This is a genomic window from Pseudomonas sp. BP11-1-1, assembly GCF_052112105.1.
In the GTDB taxonomy this organism is placed as follows: Bacteria; Pseudomonadota; Gammaproteobacteria; order Pseudomonadales; family Pseudomonadaceae; genus Aquipseudomonas; species Aquipseudomonas alvandae.
Window position 1 is genome coordinate 125,019 of record NZ_JAUTYU010000001.1, and the last position, 16,510, is coordinate 141,528.

At 61.9% G+C, this 16,510-nt stretch carries 14 protein-coding genes and 1 riboswitch; of the genes, 1 reads left to right on the plus strand and 13 read right to left on the minus strand.

What is annotated here, in order from left to right; genetic code table 11:
• Positions 1-26: 26 nt before the first annotated feature.
• Both alaS and ltaE read right to left on the minus strand, forming a co-directional pair.
• A complete protein-coding gene (gene alaS, locus Q7C33_RS00580) occupies positions 27-2,648 on the minus strand; it encodes an alanine--tRNA ligase (protein WP_030142448.1) in 2,622 nt (873 codons plus the stop codon).
• A gap of 146 nt (positions 2,649-2,794) precedes the next feature.
• The gene (ltaE, locus tag Q7C33_RS00585) at positions 2,795-3,799 is read right to left on the minus strand and encodes a low-specificity L-threonine aldolase (protein ID WP_323154881.1); all 1,005 of its coding nucleotides are present in this window, start codon (positions 3,797-3,799) and stop codon (positions 2,795-2,797) included.
• A gap of 252 nt (positions 3,800-4,051) precedes the next feature.
• Positions 4,052-4,219, plus strand: a riboswitch (FMN riboswitch).
• A 98-nt stretch (positions 4,220-4,317) separates the two neighbouring features.
• On the opposite strand from ltaE, the gene Q7C33_RS00590 reads away from it, so the two are divergent.
• Complete coding sequence (locus tag Q7C33_RS00590; RefSeq protein WP_030142450.1) at positions 4,318-4,827, plus strand: 6,7-dimethyl-8-ribityllumazine synthase; 510 nt, start codon at positions 4,318-4,320, stop codon at positions 4,825-4,827.
• 122 nt (positions 4,828-4,949) lie between these two features.
• Here the strand turns inward: Q7C33_RS00590 and astE are convergent, their stop codons facing one another.
• From astE to Q7C33_RS00645, 11 genes are all read right to left on the minus strand, one after another.
• Positions 4,950-5,957 carry a succinylglutamate desuccinylase gene (gene astE, locus Q7C33_RS00595; RefSeq protein WP_030142451.1) on the minus strand — a complete coding sequence of 336 codons (1,008 nt, stop codon included), beginning with the start codon at positions 5,955-5,957 and terminating at the stop codon, positions 4,950-4,952.
• A 12-nt stretch (positions 5,958-5,969) separates the two neighbouring features.
• A complete protein-coding gene (locus tag Q7C33_RS00600) occupies positions 5,970-6,257 on the minus strand; it encodes a hypothetical protein (protein ID WP_030142452.1) in 288 nt (95 codons plus the stop codon).
• A 69-nt stretch (positions 6,258-6,326) separates the two neighbouring features.
• Positions 6,327-7,673, minus strand: coding sequence for an N-succinylarginine dihydrolase (astB, locus tag Q7C33_RS00605; RefSeq protein WP_202335032.1), 1,347 nt, complete (start codon positions 7,671-7,673; stop codon positions 6,327-6,329).
• A gap of 131 nt (positions 7,674-7,804) precedes the next feature.
• A complete protein-coding gene (gene astD / locus Q7C33_RS00610) occupies positions 7,805-9,274 on the minus strand; it encodes a succinylglutamate-semialdehyde dehydrogenase (protein WP_407682847.1) in 1,470 nt (489 codons plus the stop codon).
• Positions 9,271-10,296: an arginine N-succinyltransferase gene (gene astA / locus Q7C33_RS00615; RefSeq protein WP_030142455.1), complete on the minus strand. Its 1,026-nt coding sequence runs from the start codon at positions 10,294-10,296 to the stop codon at positions 9,271-9,273. Before astA ends, astD begins: the two co-directional genes overlap by 4 nt.
• A 47-nt stretch (positions 10,297-10,343) precedes the next feature.
• Positions 10,344-11,363 carry an arginine/ornithine succinyltransferase subunit alpha gene (aruF, locus tag Q7C33_RS00620; protein ID WP_030142456.1) on the minus strand — a complete coding sequence of 340 codons (1,020 nt, stop codon included), beginning with the start codon at positions 11,361-11,363 and terminating at the stop codon, positions 10,344-10,346.
• Positions 11,364-11,537: 174 nt separating this feature from the next.
• Positions 11,538-12,758: an aspartate aminotransferase family protein gene (locus Q7C33_RS00625; RefSeq protein ID WP_217861411.1), complete on the minus strand. Its 1,221-nt coding sequence runs from the start codon at positions 12,756-12,758 to the stop codon at positions 11,538-11,540.
• A 405-nt stretch (positions 12,759-13,163) separates the two neighbouring features.
• A complete protein-coding gene (argR, locus tag Q7C33_RS00630; RefSeq protein WP_030142458.1) occupies positions 13,164-14,144 on the minus strand; it encodes a transcriptional regulator ArgR in 981 nt (326 codons plus the stop codon).
• A 113-nt stretch (positions 14,145-14,257) separates the two neighbouring features.
• Positions 14,258-15,022, minus strand: coding sequence for an ABC transporter ATP-binding protein (locus Q7C33_RS00635; RefSeq protein ID WP_030142459.1), 765 nt, complete (start codon positions 15,020-15,022; stop codon positions 14,258-14,260).
• A gap of 56 nt (positions 15,023-15,078) precedes the next feature.
• Positions 15,079-15,777 (minus strand): ABC transporter permease, encoded by a 699-nt coding sequence (locus Q7C33_RS00640; RefSeq protein ID WP_258649557.1) that lies wholly within the window; start codon positions 15,775-15,777, stop codon positions 15,079-15,081.
• Positions 15,774-16,463 (minus strand): ABC transporter permease, encoded by a 690-nt coding sequence (locus Q7C33_RS00645; protein WP_003178836.1) that lies wholly within the window; start codon positions 16,461-16,463, stop codon positions 15,774-15,776. The genes Q7C33_RS00640 and Q7C33_RS00645 overlap by 4 nt, the downstream gene beginning before the upstream one ends.
• Positions 16,464-16,510 lie beyond the last annotated feature (47 nt).

Consider the following 16,510-nt stretch of genomic DNA (forward strand, 5'->3'; position numbering starts at 1 on the left):
CACCTTGGCGAGCCCGGAGCGCCGTCTTAAATACCCTGCTCTACAAATGCAACGGTCTGGGCCAGTGCCGCGTCCAATGCGCCGGCGTCGGTACCGCCGCCTTGCGCCATGTCCGGACGACCACCGCCCTTCCCGCCCACTGCTGCAGCGGCCTGCTTCATCAAATCACCGGCTTTGAGTTGGCCAGTCAGGTCTTTGGTCACGCCTGCGACGAGAACGACCTTTTCCTCATGGACACCGCCGAGCAGGATCACTGCGCGGCCGAGTTTGTTTTTCAGTTGATCGACCAGCGCCAGCAGCGCCTTGCCATCCTGGCCGTCGAGACGCGCGGCCAGCACTTTGACGCCCTTGACGTCCACCGCCTGGGCCGACAGATCGTCGCCCGCGGCGCTGGCAGCCTTGGCCTGCAACTGCTCGAGTTGCTTTTCCAGCAGGCGGTTGCGCTCCAGCACAGCCGACAGCTTGTCGATCAGGTTGTCACGGCTGCCCTTGATCAGGCTTGCCGCTTCCTTGAGTTGTTCTTCCGCCGCATTGAGATACGCCAGCGCCGCAGCGCCAGTGACCGCCTCGATACGCCGCACGCCGGAGGCCACGCCGCCTTCGCTGACGATCTTCAGCAGGCCGATGTCGCCGGTGCGATTGGCGTGGATGCCACCGCACAGTTCAACGGAGAAGTCGCCCATGCTCAGCACGCGCACGCTGTCGCCGTACTTCTCGCCAAACAGCGCCATCGCGCCCTTGCGCTTGGCGGTCTCGATGTCGGTTTCTTCGGTCTCTACCGGGGAGTTCTTGCGAATCTCGGCGTTGACGATGTCTTCCAGCGCCTTGAGTTGTTCAGGCTTGATGGCTTCGAAGTGGCTGAAGTCGAAACGCAGGCGCTGGCTGTCCACCAACGAACCTTTCTGCTGGACGTGCTCACCCAGCACCTGACGCAAGGCTGCGTGCAGCAAGTGCGTGGCGGAGTGGTTCAGCGACGTCGCGTGACGAACCTCGGCATCGACATGGGCCGCCACCGGGGCAGCGATCATCAGGCTGCCGGAGGCCAGCACGCCGTGGTGCAGGAACGCGCCGCCGGTCTTGGTGGTGTCACGCACGTCGAAGCGCGAGTTGCCGGCCTGCAGGTAGCCGCAGTCGCCGATCTGGCCGCCGGACTCGGCGTAGAACGGGGTCTTGTCCAGCACGATGACGCCTTCCTGGCCTTCGCTCAGGATGTCGACCGACTGGCCGTCCTTATAGATGGCGACGATCTTGGCCGAACCGGTGGTTGCGCTGTAGCCGGTGAATTCGGTGGCCACGTCAACCTTGACCAGGCTGTTGTAGTCCATGCCGAAGGAGCTCGCGGAGCGTGCACGCACACGCTGGGCTTCCATCTCGCGCTCGAAACCTTCCTCGTCGAGGGTCAGGTTGCGTTCGCGGGCGATGTCGCCGGTCAGGTCCATCGGGAAGCCGTAGGTGTCGTACAGCTTGAACACCACGTCGCCAGGGACCACGTTGCCCTTGAGTTCGGCCAGGTCCTGTTCGAGGATCTTCAGGCCTTGCTCCAGGGTCTTGGCGAATTGCTCTTCTTCAGCCTTGAGCACGCGCTCGATGTGCGCTTGCTGGGACTTGAGTTCCGGGAAGGCTTCGCCCATCTCGGCCACCAGCGCCCCGACGATCTGATAGAAGAAGCTGCCCTTGGCGCCCAGCTTATTGCCGTGACGGCAGGCGCGACGGATGATCCGGCGCAGCACGTAGCCGCGGCCTTCGTTGGACGGCAGCACGCCGTCGGCGATCAGGAAGCCGCAGGAGCGGATGTGGTCGGCCACGACTTTCAGCGAAGCCTGGTTGTCGTTGGTGCAACCGATGGCCTTGGCCGACGCGGTCAGCAGGCTCTGGAACAGGTCGATTTCGTAGTTGGAATGGACGTGCTGCAGCACCGCACTGATCCGCTCCAGGCCCATGCCGGTGTCCACCGACGGCGCTGGCAGCGGATGCAACACGCCATCGGCGGTGCGGTTGAACTGCATGAAGACGTTGTTCCAGATCTCGATGTAACGGTCGCCGTCTTCTTCCGGCGAGCCGGGTGGGCCGCCCCAGATGTCGGCGCCGTGGTCGTAGAAGATCTCGGTGCAAGGGCCGCACGGGCCGGTGTCGCCCATGGTCCAGAAGTTGTCGGAGGCGTAAGGCGCGCCCTTGTTGTCGCCGATGCGCACCATGCGCTCAGCCGGGACGCCAACTTCCTTGGTCCAGATGTCGTAGGCTTCATCGTCAGTCGCGTAGACCGTTACCCAGAGTTTTTCCTTGGGCAGGTTCAGCCACTTGTCAGACGTCAGGAACGTCCAGGCGAAGGTAATGGCGTCGCGCTTGAAATAGTCACCGAAGCTGAAGTTGCCCAGCATTTCGAAGAAGGTGTGGTGACGAGCGGTATAGCCGACGTTTTCCAGGTCGTTGTGCTTGCCGCCGGCGCGCACGCATTTCTGGCTGCTCACCGCGCGGGTGTAGGCACGTTTTTCCTGGCCCAGGAAGCAGTCCTTGAACTGGTTCATCCCCGCGTTGGTGAACAGCAGGGTCGGGTCGTTGCCCGGAATCAAAGAGCTGGAGGCTACTCGGGTGTGGCCTTGCTCTTCGAAGAAGCGAAGGAAGGCTTCACGGATTTCTGCGCTTTTCATTAGGTTCTTCCACGGAGGCTGCGGCCAAAGGCCTGTGCATAACGTCAACAGACGAAGCAACGGCAAAGGGCCGCATTATATCGGCCCTTTGCGCGGGGTACAGCGTGTTTATGCGATAGAAACTGTCAATTGGCGCGGTTGGCGGGTCATTGGCGGGAAAATTCGACGAAAGTGGCGACTACCTGATCAATTTGCGCCGCGCTGACGTCCATGTGCGTCACCATTCGTAGGCGCGACGCCGCGCTGAGCTTGACGCCCCGCTCACCGGCAAACGCCTTGATCGCCTCGGCCCGCTCGCCCATTTGCACATAGACCATGTTGGTCTGCACCGGCTCGACCTCGTAGCCCGCCGCCCGCAAGCCCTCGGCGAGCCGCTGGGCATTGGCGTGGTCATCCGCCAGGCGCTGCACGTTATGCTCCAGGGCATACAGCCCCGCCGCCGCAAGGATCCCGGCCTGGCGCATGCCGCCACCGACCATCTTGCGCAACCGGCGTGCCTTGCCGATCAGCTCGGCCGTACCGCACAGGACCGAGCCCACCGGAGCGCCCAAGCCCTTGGACAGGCACACCGACACCGAATCGAAATGCTGGGTGATTTCCCGCGCATCGACATTCAATTTGACGGCTGCGTTATACAACCGCGCGCCGTCGAGGTGCAGGGCGAGGCCATGTTTCCGTGTAAAGCGCCGGGCCCGGGCCAGGTATTCCAGGGGCAGGACCTTGCCCTGCATCGTATTTTCCAACGCCAGCAGCCGGGTACGGGCAAAGTGAAAGTCGTCGGGCTTGATTGCCGCCGCGACGTGCGCCAGATCCAGGGAGCCATCGGCCTGCACTTCGAGAGGCTGAGGCTGGATCGAGCCAAGCACCGCCGCACCACCCCCCTCGTATTTGTAGGTGTGGGCCTGCTGGCCGACGATATATTCGTCGCCGCGCTCACAATGGGCCATCAACCCCAGCAGGTTGCTCATGGTGCCCGTGGGCACGAACAACGCCTCGGCAAAACCCAGTCGTTGGGCCAGCTCGGCTTCGAGGCGATTAACGGTCGGATCTTCGCCATACACATCGTCGCCGGTCGGCGCGCTGGCCATGGCATCCAGCATACCGACGGTGGGTTGGGTGACCGTGTCGCTGCGAAGATCGATAACACTCATGAATCTGGCCTCGGGTTCTGGTGGGGGAATTCCCTTTCGAAGGGCAATTACTGCGGGCATGGCGAGGAATAATCAAGCCCAGGACCACACTAACCCAACAGATTATCCAAATCCCTGTGGGAGCGAGCTTGCTCGCGATGGCGGCAGTACATCCTGCATCGATGCAAGCTGAACCACCGCTATCGCGAGCAAGCTCGCTCCCACAGTGGTTTATGTGTTAAAAATTCTCCGCCGTCACATGCCGTGGCGGCAAAACGTTCTCAGGGCGGGGTGCAACTCCCCACCGGCGGTAATTGCGCGCAATGCGCATAGCCCGCGAGCGCTTGGCACTACACGGCTTTTGCGGTGCAGCGACAAGGTCAGCAGACCCGGTGTGATCCCGGGGCCGACGGTCATAGTCCGGATGAAGAGAGAACGGGATTGACACCCAAGGGCCGACTGCGACTCTGTGCGCGGCGTACCCTCGAATCCCCTTCGATTCATGACGCCCTGTTTTTCACACAAACAGGAACCAGAACATGCAACCCACCGCAATCGACAGCAAGACCAAAAACCATCCGGGCGAGCGCGTCGCGTTCATCCAGGCCTGCTGGCACAAGGAAATCGTCGACCAGAGCCGCAAAGGCTTTGTCGCCGAGATGATCAGCCAGGGCTATCAGGAAAGTGACATCGACTTCTTCGAAGTCGGCGGTGCCTTTGAGATTCCGCTGCACGCCAAACTGCTGGCCAAATCCGGCCGCTACGCCGGCATCGTCGCGGCCGGCCTGGTAGTAGACGGCGGCATCTACCGCCACGAGTTCGTCGCCCAATCGGTGATCAGCGGCCTTATGCAGGTGCAGTTGGAAACCGAAGTGCCGGTGTTCTCGGTCGTGCTGACGCCGCATCACTTCCATGCTGGGGAAGAACATCAGAAGTTCTTCTTCGAGCATTTCGTGCACAAGGGCCAGGAAGCGGCGAAGACCTGCGCCGATACGCTGCACAAGACCCGGGCGCTGCGTCGCAGTGAGCAGCGGGCGGTAGCGGTTTAAAAGCCGCTAAAGAACCTGTGGGAGCGAGCTTGCTCGCGAATGCGGTGTGTCAGTTAACAAATAAGTTGTCTGACACTCCGCATTCGCGAGCAAGCCCGCTCCCACACTGGAATGATGGGGCTTTAGATCAGGTTTTCGTCGGTTGCCGGCACGATCAGGATGCCAGCCCGCAAGCCATTCTTCACCTTGGGATTCGGGAAGATGATCCGCGCGCCCTCTTCTTCGATCACCCAGCGCGTATGGGCGATGTCTTCGGCCAGCACGTAGCCTTTTTCAAGCTCGGAGAAGTTCTCGATGTCCGCCGGCAGGTTCAGGCGGAAGCTGTCGCTGTGCTTGATGATTTCCCGCGCGACGCTGAACAGTTGCAGGCCGTCGAGGCTGTCTTCCATCTCCGGCTCGTTGCCTTCGATGATCTGTTGCAGGCGCGTTTCCAGCTGGCTGACATTGACGCCGTCGTTCTGGCCGAATGGCCGGGCCTTGCCCAACTCCAGGGTGAAGGACTCGGCACCGAGCTGATCGTAGGTATAAGCGCTGAACACGATGGACGGCTTGTTCTGCAGCAACACCGCCTCCATCCCCGCAGCACGCAGGCGCGCCAGTTCACGGCGTGAATGCTGGCGACCTTCTTTCCATGGATAGAGGGCGAACTGCTCGATCTTCGAGCCGCGGATGGCGGTGTGCAGGTCGTAATGCAAGCGGCTGCGGTCCGGCACGCTGAAGAAACTCGCGGCCAGCCGTTCCAGCTCACAGGCGCGCAACGCCTCGGGGCCGCCGCTCAGCTCATGGCGACCATTGAACAGGCGATTGACGTCCTGCTCGACAAAACGCTCGCCGCGCCGGATCGCCTCGGGATTGCCGAACAGGAACAGGATGCGTGCCCGTGGCTTCAGGTCGCCACGGGCAATGTCATGCAGCAGGCGATCGAGCAATTCGATCGGCGCGGTTTCGTTACCGTGGATACCGGCCGAGAGCAGCAAGTCCAAGCCATTATCCCGCGCCTCGGGCGGCTTGACCTCCAGCGCGCCCTCGCTCAACCAGCGCATCCGTACGCCTTCGACAGTCAGTTGAGTCTTCTCCGCCGGTTCACGGCCGGCGAGGGTCAGTTCAAGCAGTTTGCCGAGGGCGAGCATAGTGCGATTTCCTTAATGGTCGTGGCCGCAATCCGGGCCATGGACATGATCGTCATCGCTCATGTCAGCCGGCTCCATTTCCAGCTGCAGGCTGACCAGGTTGGTCGCCAATGGGCGCAACAGCAGGTTGGCGTATTCCTCGTCCCCTTCCTCGACATCGACGCCGATCAGCAGCTGGCCGCGGCCGTCCTGCTGGATCCACAGTTCCTTGCCCTGCCACATCACCGCGACGCGGGTGCAGGAGGTTTCCAGTTGCGTGCCGTCGGTGTCTTCAAGGATCAGCTGCAGGGTATCGCTCATGTTTTTACATTCTCGTCTGGGGATAAGGCAACGCGCCCTGCTTTGACTGTAGTCAGGTCGCGCGCGCTTTCAATTGATCTGGAAAGGATAGACCGAGCCAAGTTTAAGGATTTGTGTCAGCTCATCCAGGGCCGACCGGCATTCCAGCAGCAATTGCGGGTCCGCCAGGTCGTTTTCGGTCATGCGGTCGCGGTAGTGAGTCTCGACCCATTGGGTCAGCGAATCGTACAGCGGCGCGGTCATGATAACCCCTGGGTTGACGGCTGCCAGCTCGGTTTCGTTCAGCGCCACGCGCAACCGCAGGCAAGCCGGGCCGCCACCGTTCTGCATGCTTTGCTTGAGGTCGAAGACCTGCACCTCACGGATGACGCCGCCAGAGCTTGTCAGGCCTTGCAGGTATTGCCAGACGCGTTCGTTGCTACGGCATTCTTCCGGTACGATCAACAGCATCGAGCCGTCGGGACGCGACAGCAATTGGCTGTTGAACAGGTAGGAACGGACCGCGTCATCGACGGTGACCGCCGAACGCGGTACGCACACCGATTGAAATTTCCCACCGACCTTGGCGAGTTTGTCGCTCAGCTCGGCCAGCATCTTCTCGGTCTCGAGGAACGCATCCTCGTGGTAGAACAGCACTTCGCCGTTGCCCACCGCGATCACGTCGTTGTGGAAAACGCCCTGGTCGATCACCGCCGGGTTCTGTTGGGCGTACACCACGCCCTCCTCACTCAAGCCATGCAGGCGAGCGACGGCGCGGGAGGCTTCGAGGGTCTGGCGCGCCGGGTATTTCTGTGGCGACGGGAAACGACTGTCGAACGCACTGCGGCCGAACACGAAGAACTCGACACCAGCCTCGCCATAGGCGCGGCAGAAGCGCGTGTGGTTGGCCGCACCTTCGTCACCGAATTGCGCCACGGCTGGCAATGCGGCGTGGTGCGCGAAGTGTTGCTGGTTGGCGAACATCGCCCCCAGCACGCGACTGGTGGTCGGGTGCTCGATGCTGCGGTGGTATTTGCAGTTGAGGTTGGCGGCGGTGAAATGCACGCGGCCGTCAGCCGTGTCGGCGCTCGGGCTGACGGTGGCGGCGTTGGCGACCCACATGCTCGACGCCGAGCAACTGGCGACCAGCAGCGGCATCGCTTCTTTCGCGGCCTGCTGGATGACCTGCGCGTCGCTGCCGGCAAAACCCAAGCGGCGCAAGGCCGCCACGTCCGGACGTTCCTGTGGCGCCAGCACACCTTGCTTGAACCCCATGTTCATCAGCGCTTTCATCTTCGCCAGGCCCTGCAGCGCCGCTTCCTTGGGGTTGGAGCATTGCTGGCTGTTGCTCTGGGAGGCGACGTTGCCGTAGGAGAGCCCGCCGTAGTTATGGGTCGGCCCCACTAGACCGTCAAAGTTGACTTCATAGGATTTCATCAGCGAGGCTCCACGAGAATCTGTTTTTTATAGGCATCAGTTAAGACCGCAGCGCGGTCTTCGCGAGCAGGCTCGCTCCCACAAAAGGACGGTGCAAATCCCTGTGGGAGCGAGCCTGCTCGCGAAAAGGACTACACCATTTTTACGCCAGGCGTCAGGCTCGCCGGCATGACCAGGCTCGGCGTCTCCAACGAAGCCACCGGATACGCGCAATAATCCGCCGCGTAATAAGCGCTGGCGCGATGGTTGCCCGAGGCACCGACACCGCCGAACGGCGCGCTGCTGGCGGCGCCGGTCAGTTGCTTGTTCCAGTTGACGATGCCCGCACGGCTTTGCAACCAGAACTGCTCGTAGCGCTCCTGAGAGTCCGAAAGCAAGCCGGCGGCCAGGCCATATTGAGTATTGTTGGCTTCGGCGATCGCGCCGGCGAAATCTTTGTAACGTATAACCTGCAGCAACGGCCCGAACAATTCCTCGTCGGGGCGCTCGGCCACGGCGGTGACATCGAGGATCCCCGGCGTCAACAACGCCGCCTGGGGTCGTGGCTGGGTCATGGACAGCAGCGGCACGGCCCCCTTGCCCAACAAATGATTCTGCGCATCCATCAAGGCTTTCGCGGCAGCCAGGGAAACCACCGAGCCCATGAACGGCGCCGGTTGCTGGTCAAACGGCCCAACCTCAATGGTCGAGCTGACTTGCACCAGGCGCGCCAGCAAGGCATCGCCCCACGGGCCTTCCGGCACCAGCAGGCGGCGTGCGCACGTGCAGCGCTGGCCGGCGGAGATGAACGCAGACTGGATGATGGTGTACACCGCCGCATCGACATCGGCCACTTCATCCACCACCAGCGGATTGTTGCCGCCCATCTCCAGCGCGAGGATCTTGTCCGGACGACCGGAGAACTGTTGGTGCAACAGGTTGCCGGTACGGCTGGACCCGGTGAAGAACAGCCCGTCGATGCCCGGCTCCGCCGCCAGGGCAATACCGGTTTCACGCGCGCCTTGCAGCAGGTTCAGCACACCCGCCGGCAGGCCCGCTTCGGCCCAGCACTTGACCGTCAGCTCGGCGACTTTCGGCGTCAACTCGCTGGGCTTGAACAACACGCAGTTACCCGCCAGCAGCGCCGGCACAATGTGGCCGTTGGGCAAATGGCCGGGGAAGTTGTAAGGGCCGAACACCGCCACCACGCCGTGGGGCTTGTGGCGCAGCACGGCGGTGGCGTCGCCCAGGGGCCCGCTCTTTTCGCCGGTACGCTCGCGGTAGCTCTGCACCGAAATGGCGACCTTGTTGATCATGCTGGTGACTTCGGTGGCCGCTTCCCACAGTGGCTTGCCGGTTTCCTCACCGATGCAGCGGGCCAATTCGTCAGCGTGAGTCTTCAGGGTGCCGGCAAATGCTTCCAGTACCTGGATACGTTCGTCCAGCGGGCGCCGAGCCCAGTCCGGGAACGCCTGGCGCGCAGCCTGCACTGCGGATTCCACCTGGGCCGCCGTGGCGCCTCTTCCAGACCACAGCACTTGCTGGGTCACCGGATTCAACGACTCAAAGGCGTCGCCCTGGCCTTCCAGCCAACTTCCAGCGATGTACAACGATTTCATTATTTCGACTCCCGAGCAGCGGACAACGCCACGGCACGCACCTGGTCGCCAGCGTTGAGTTGAAGACGTTTGGCGGTCAGCGGATCGACCACCAGGGTGCCCGCGGCAAAGCGCGCCGGCGCCGCCGTGATGCGGCAGTCCTGGCATTTGCGGTTATGGATGAGGAATGGCGTGGCGTCATCGCCCGGCGTGCCGATGGCCAGCACCAGCGCCTGGCTGTCGCGGATCGCACGGATCTTGCCAGTCTCGCATTCGACGGCCGGGCCGGCATCGAAGATGTCGACGTAGCCCTGGTAGCTGAAGCCTTCGCTCTTGAGCATCGACAGCGCCGGCTCGGTGTCGGGATGAACCTGGCCAATCACGGCCCGGGCGTCCTCCGACAGGAAGCAGGTGTACAGCGGAAACTTGGGCATCAGTTCGGCAATGAACGCCTTGTTGCCCACGCCGGTCAGGTAATCGGCCTGGCTGAATTCCATCTTGAAGAAATGCCGGCCCAGGCTTTCCCAGAACGGCGAGCGGCCATTTTCGTCGGACATGCCACGCATTTCGGCAATGATCTTGTTGCCGAAAAGCTGCGGGAACTCGGCGATGAACAGCATCCGCGCCTTGGCCAACATCCGGCCATTGAGGCCGTTGCGGTAGTCCGCATGGAGGAACAACGAGCACAGCTCGGAATTGCCCGTCAGGTCGTTGGCCAGGAACAGCGTCGGGATTTCCCGGTAGATGTTCAGTTCCTGGGAAGCGCTGACCGTCAGGCCAACCCGGAAGTTGTACCAAGGCTCACGCAACCCCACGGCGCCAGCGATGGCGGAAATGCCCACCACGCGACCGTCATCGTCTTCGAGCACGAACAGGTAGTCCGCGTCACCACGCCCGGCTTCGCCGCGAAACGTCTTCTCGGCCCAGCCAACCCGATGGGCCAGGCGCTCTTCGTTGGCCGGCAAGGTGGTCAGGCCGGTGCCGGTGCTGCGGGCCAGGGCGATCAGAGCGGGTAAATCGCTGCTGCGTACGGGACGAACGATCATGCTATCTCCTCAGACGGGCCGCTCACGCCACCCGCGAAACACTGCTGTTAAACCGCCACCAGGCGCACGCTGGCGCCTTCACCGACGCCCAGGGCTTCGGCTGCTTCCATGTCCAGCGTCACAGGCTTGCCTGGCGCGTAGTCGAGGTCGAGCAGCACGGCGCGGTAGTCCTGCAATTGGGCGTTGGCCACCAGGTATTGGCGACCGGCGCCCTTGACGGCTTCGCCGATCTTGACCGGCACCACTCGGCTCTGGGCGATCGAGCGGATCCCCGAGACGCGGGCATGCAAGGTCGGGCCACCGTCAAAGATGTCGATGTAGTGATCGGTCTCGAAACCCTCGCGCATCAGGATGTCGAAGGTGATCTGTGCGCGTGGGTGAACCTGGCCCATGGCTTCCTGGGCGGCATCCGGCAACAGCGGCACGTAGATCGGGTAATGGGGCATCAATTCGGCGAGGAAGGTCCGGCTTTTCAGCCCGCACAGACGCTCGGCGGCGGCGTAGTTGAGGTCGAAGAAGTTGCGACCGATGGCGTCCCAGAACGGCGAGTCACCATTTTCATCGCTGTAGCCGACGATCTCGGTCACCACCGAATCGGCAAAGCGCTCCGGATGGCTGGCGACGAACAGCAGGCGCCCACGGGAATTGAGTTCGGCCCAAGGCGACCCGACCAGTTCCGGCACGACGTAGAAACTCGTCAACAGGCTGTTGCCGGTCAGGTCGTGGCACTGGGAGAGTACGTGGATCTTGTTATGGATCTTCAGCTCGCGGGACGCATGGACGAAGGTCTCGTTGCGAAAGCTGTAGAACGGCTCGGAGTATCCCGCCGACGCAACGATGGCCGAACAACCCACCAACTTGCCGGTGGCGGTGTCTTCGAGGACGAAAAAATAGCTCTCTTCGCCGTTGAAACTGACTTCGGCGGCGAACGAGGCTTCGCTTGCGGCGATCTTGTCGCTCAGGCGTTCCACGTCATCCGGCAAGGAAGTGACACCGATCGGGCTGTCCGCAGCCAGACGCTGTACCTCGCCCAGATCAGCCATTTGCGCGGGGCGCATCACCAGCATGGTGTCACTCCTTAACTTGAAATAAACGGTTCGACCATTGGGTCGATACACAGAAAAAAATACTCAGTGTGGGAGCGGGCTTGCTCGCGAAGGCGGTTTGTCAGGCAACATTTGGGTTGAATGTGACTGCCTCTTCGCGAGCAAGCCCGCTCCCACAAAGGGTCCGACTCAGCCTCAGGCTTGGGTCAACTTCGCCGCAGCCCGTTCGAAGCGGTCCAGGCCGGCGTCGATGTCGGCGTCTTCCACCACCAGGCTCGGGGCGAAACGAATCACGTCCGGGCCGGCTTGCAGGATCATCAGGCCTTCCTGTTCGGCGGCATTGAAGATGTCCTTGGCCTTGCCCTTCCAGGCGTCGTTCAGCACGCAACCGATCAGCAGGCCCAGGCCACGCACCTGGGTAAACAGGCCGTACTTCACGCCGATCTGCTCCAGGCGGGTCTTGAACTTGTCGTGCTTGGCCTTGACGCCATTGAGCACCTCAGGCGTGTTGACCACGTCGATCACCGCCTCGGCCACCGCGCAGGCCAGCGGGTTGCCGCCGTAGGTGGTGCCATGGGTGCCGACGACGAGGTGCTTGGCCAGTGCTTCGGTGGTGAGCATCGCCGCGATCGGGAAACCACCGCCCAGGCTCTTGGCGCTGGTGAGGATGTCCGGGACCACGCCGTAATGCATGTAGGCGAACAAGTGGCCGCTGCGGCCCATGCCGGTCTGCACTTCGTCGAACACCAGCAGCGCGTTGTGCGCATCGCACAGTTCGCGGGCGCCTTGCAGGTAAGCCAATTCGGCCGGCAACACACCACCCTCGCCCTGGATCGGCTCCAGCACCACGGCGCAGGTCTTGTCCGAGACCGCCGCTTTCAAAGCGGCCAGGTCGTTGTAAGGAACGTGGGTGATGCCGGTGATTTTAGGACCGAAACCGTCGGAGTACTTCGACTGCCCGCCGACGTTGACGGTGAACAGCGTGCGACCGTGGAAGCTATTGAGCGCAGCGATGATTTCGTATTTTTCGCTGCCAAAACGATCGAACGCGACGCGACGGGCCAGCTTGAAAGCGGCCTCGTTGGCTTCGGCACCGGAGTTGCAGAAGAACGCACGCTCGGCGAAGGTCGCGTCGACCAGCTTATGGGCCAGGCGCAAGGCCGGCTCATTGGTGAAAACGTTCGATACGTGCCACAGCTTGTTGGCCTGTTCGGTCAAGGCTCCGACCAGAACCGGGTGGGCATGGCCCAGCACGTTGACTGCGATACCGCCAGCAAAATCGATCAGCTCGCGACCGGACTGGTCCCACACGCGGGAACCGGCACCACGCACAGGGATGAAGGCAGCAGGTGCATAGTTGGGAACCATCACCTGGTCGAAATCGGCGCGTTGTACCGCGGCTTGCTCAACGGACATCGGAGTCTCCTGAAGAGGAACACCCACCTGGAACTGGCGGGCTTGGTAAGGATTGTAAGGACAGTTTTCAGCCCGGCCTTGCCGCCAAGCGACAACTTCTTATAGCGCCAACCCACGTTTTTCGCGGGTTTACGGCAATGCGACAAATAGCGTCGCAAAGGCGCAGTTTAAACGTTGCCGGTGTATTTGAGGTGCCTGCATCCACATTTCCCTCGGCCATGCAAAACACACCTTGTGGCGAGGGGATTTATCCCCGCTGGGCTGCGAAGCGCCCCCTAAAGCCAGGCTGCTCGGTGTGCCAGATAGATTGGGTTGGCTGTCTTGGGGCTGCTTCGCAGCCCAGCGGGGATAAATCCCCTCGCCACAGGGTTACATGCACTACCCATATAAGGGGTTGCGCCAGCTTTAGCCCCGTTCGGACGGCACCGAGGACAATTCGAACGGGCTGCTGCTACGCCGCTGGTTACGGTCTTCCCGCGGCGTGGCACCAAAGAAGTTGCGATAGGCGCTGGAAAAATGAGGGCCGGAAGAGAAACCGCAGGACAGGCCGATCTGGATGATGGACTTGCTGGTCTGCATCAACATCTGCCGCGCCTTGTTCAGGCGCAGTTCCAGGTAATACTGGCTCGGCACACGATTGAGGTACTGCTTGAAGATCCGCTCCAGCTGCCGACGGGACACGCACACATGCTGGGCGATTTCGTCGGTGGTCAGCGGCTCCTCGATATTGGCCTCCATCAGCAGCACGGCCTGGGTGAGCTTCGGATGGCTGGACCCCAAGCGATTCTGCAACGGAATGCGCTGGCGCTCACCGCCCTCGCGAATGCGCTCGACCACCAGTTCTTCCGACACCGCGCCGGCCAATTCGGCACCGTGGTCACGGGCCAGAACCGCCAACAGCAAATCGAGCACCGACATTCCGCCGCAGGCACTCAGGCGATCGCGATCCCAGTCAAACAGATGACTGGTGGCGATGACTTTGGGGAAGCGCTCGGAGAAATCATCCTGCCAGCGCCAGTGCACGGCAGCCCGATAGCCATCGAGCAAACCCAACTGGGCCAGTGGATAGACGCCGGCGGACAAACCACCAATGACGCAACCGGCCCGCACCAATTGTTTAAGCGCACTGCTCAGCGGCGAAGCCAGCGCAGTCGGCGGCTCATCGGCCACCAGGAACAGTTTCTGCAAACCTTCGAGCTTGCCCGCCCACGGTTCGCCCGGCAGTTGCCAGGCGCCCTCGGTCGGAGGCTCGGCTTGAAGAAACGACAGCTCGTAGACCACGTCCGGATGCACTCGCTGAGCGACACGCAAGGCCTCCTCGGCCAGCGCCAGCGTCAAGGCTTTAGTGCTGGGCCAAATCAGGAAACCTATTCGATGGGCAGTCATGGCGGGCGATCCGAAGCGAAAACAGTGTTAAAGCCAAAAGCGGCTGCAACCAAATTAGACCATCTGGCGCGCGGTGCGCAGCATGACCCAAATCAGGTGCGTAACGGGAGCGATTACTTGAGGCTGCCCGACAGGAATTGCTGCAGGCGCTCCGATTGCGGATTGACCAGCACTTCGCGCGGGTTGCCACTTTCTTCGACGATGCCTTTGTGCAAGAACACCAACTGGTTCGACACTTCACGGGCAAAGCCCATTTCGTGGGTCACCACCACCATGGTCCGGCCTTCCAGGGCCAGGGCCTGCATCACCTTGAGCACGTCGCCCACCAGCTCCGGGTCCAGCGCCGAGGTCGGCTCATCGAACAGCATTACCTCAGGCTCCATTGCCAGCGCACGGGCGATCGCCACGCGTTGCTGCTCGCCGCCGGACATGTGGCCTGGGTAGGCATCCTTGCGATGGGCCACGCCGACCTTGTTCAAGTAATGCTCGGCCTTCTCGCGGGCCTCGGCCTTGGGCACGCCCAGCACATGGACCGGCGCTTCGATGATGTTTTCCAGCGCAGTCATGTGGGACCACAGGTTGAAATGCTGGAACACCATCGACAACCGCGAACGCATGCGCTGCAGTTGCTTGGGGTCCGAAGCCTTCATCGCGCCGTCCTTGCCGGCAACCAGTTTCAACTCTTCGTTGTTGAGCAGGATCTTGCCAGCGTGGGGTTGCTCAAGCAGGTTGATGCAACGCAGGAAAGTACTCTTGCCGGAGCCACTGGAGCCGATGATGCTGATCACATCGCCAGCCGCGGCTTTCAGTGACACGCCCTTGAGCACTTCGTGACTGCCATAGCGTTTATGCAGGTCTTGGACTTCAAGCTTATACATGCGGTCGGTTCTCACAAAACGTCAGTCGTTGAGCAGTCGATCGGATCGACGCGTTATCAGTGCTTGCGCGGCGCCAGGTAACCCAGCCAGCGGCGCTCGGCCAGCTTGAACAGGCGCACCAGGATGAAGGTCAGGCACAGGTAGAACACACCGGCGGTGATATAGGCCTCGAACGGCAAGTAATACTGCGCGTTCACCGTGCGCGCGGCACCGGTAATGTCGATCAGGGTCACGATGGACGCGAGACTGGTGGTCTGCAACATCATGATCACTTCGTTACTGTACTGCGGCAGCGCCCGGCGCAGGGCCGACGGCAACAGGATCCGGCGATACAGCTTGTAGCGCGACATGCCCATGGCCTTGGCAGCTTCGATCTCGCCATTGGGCGTGGCCCGCAGGCTGCCGGCGATGATTTCAGCGGTGTAGGCGCTGGTGTTGATGGCGAACGCCAGGCAGGCGCAGAACGTTGCGCTGGACAGCCATGGCCAGAGGAAGCTCTCGCGCACGATGGCGAACTGCGCAAGCCCGTAGTAGATCAGGAACAGCTGCACCAGCATCGGCGTGCCGCGGATCACATAGGTGTAGAGCCAGGCCGTCATGTTGACGATCGGCTGCTTCGACACCCGCATCAGCCCCAGGGGCAGCGCCGCCAACAGGCCGAAGAACAGCGACAAAGCCAACAATTTGAGGGTGGTCAGCAAGCCACTGAAGTACAGCGGCAAGGCGTCATAGATGACGTTGTAGTCGAAGATCATAGATCAGCCGCCCTTACGCCTACCGAGTAGCGCTTCTCAAGGTGACGCAACGCCAGCAACGAGACGCTGGTGATCACCAGGTACATCGCCGCCACTGCGAGGAAGAAGGTGAAAGGCTCGCGAGTGGCATCCGCCGCCTGCTTGGCCTTGAACATCATGTCTTGAAGGCCCACCACGGAAATCAACGCGGTGGCCTTGGTCAACACCAGCCAGTTGTTGGTGAAGCCCGGGATCGCCAGGCGAATCATCTGCGGCACCAGCACCCGGAAGAACACCTGGAAGCCGTTCATGCCGTACGCCATGCCCGCCTCGGCCTGCCCCTTGGGGATCGCCATGAAAGCACCGCGAAAGGTTTCCGACAGGTAGGCGCCGAAAATGAAGCCCAGGGTACCGATACCGGCCGCCAGCGGGTTCAGGTCGATGTAGTCGTCATAGCCAAGCATCGGCGCGACGCGGTTGAGCAGGTCCTGGCCGCCGTAGAAAATCAGCAGGATCAGCACCAGGTCGGGAATGCCGCGGATGACCGTTGAATACAGGTCGCCCAGCCACGCCAGCCAACGCACCGGCGAGAGGCGCAAGGCAACACCGATCAGCCCCAGGACGATGGCCAGGGCCATGGACGACAAGGCGAGCTGAAGCGTCAACCATGCGCCATCGAGGATGACAGCCCCGTAGCCTTTCAACATGATTCAGGTCCTCGAAAGTGGGATGAAAAAATGGCGCAAACCGCAGA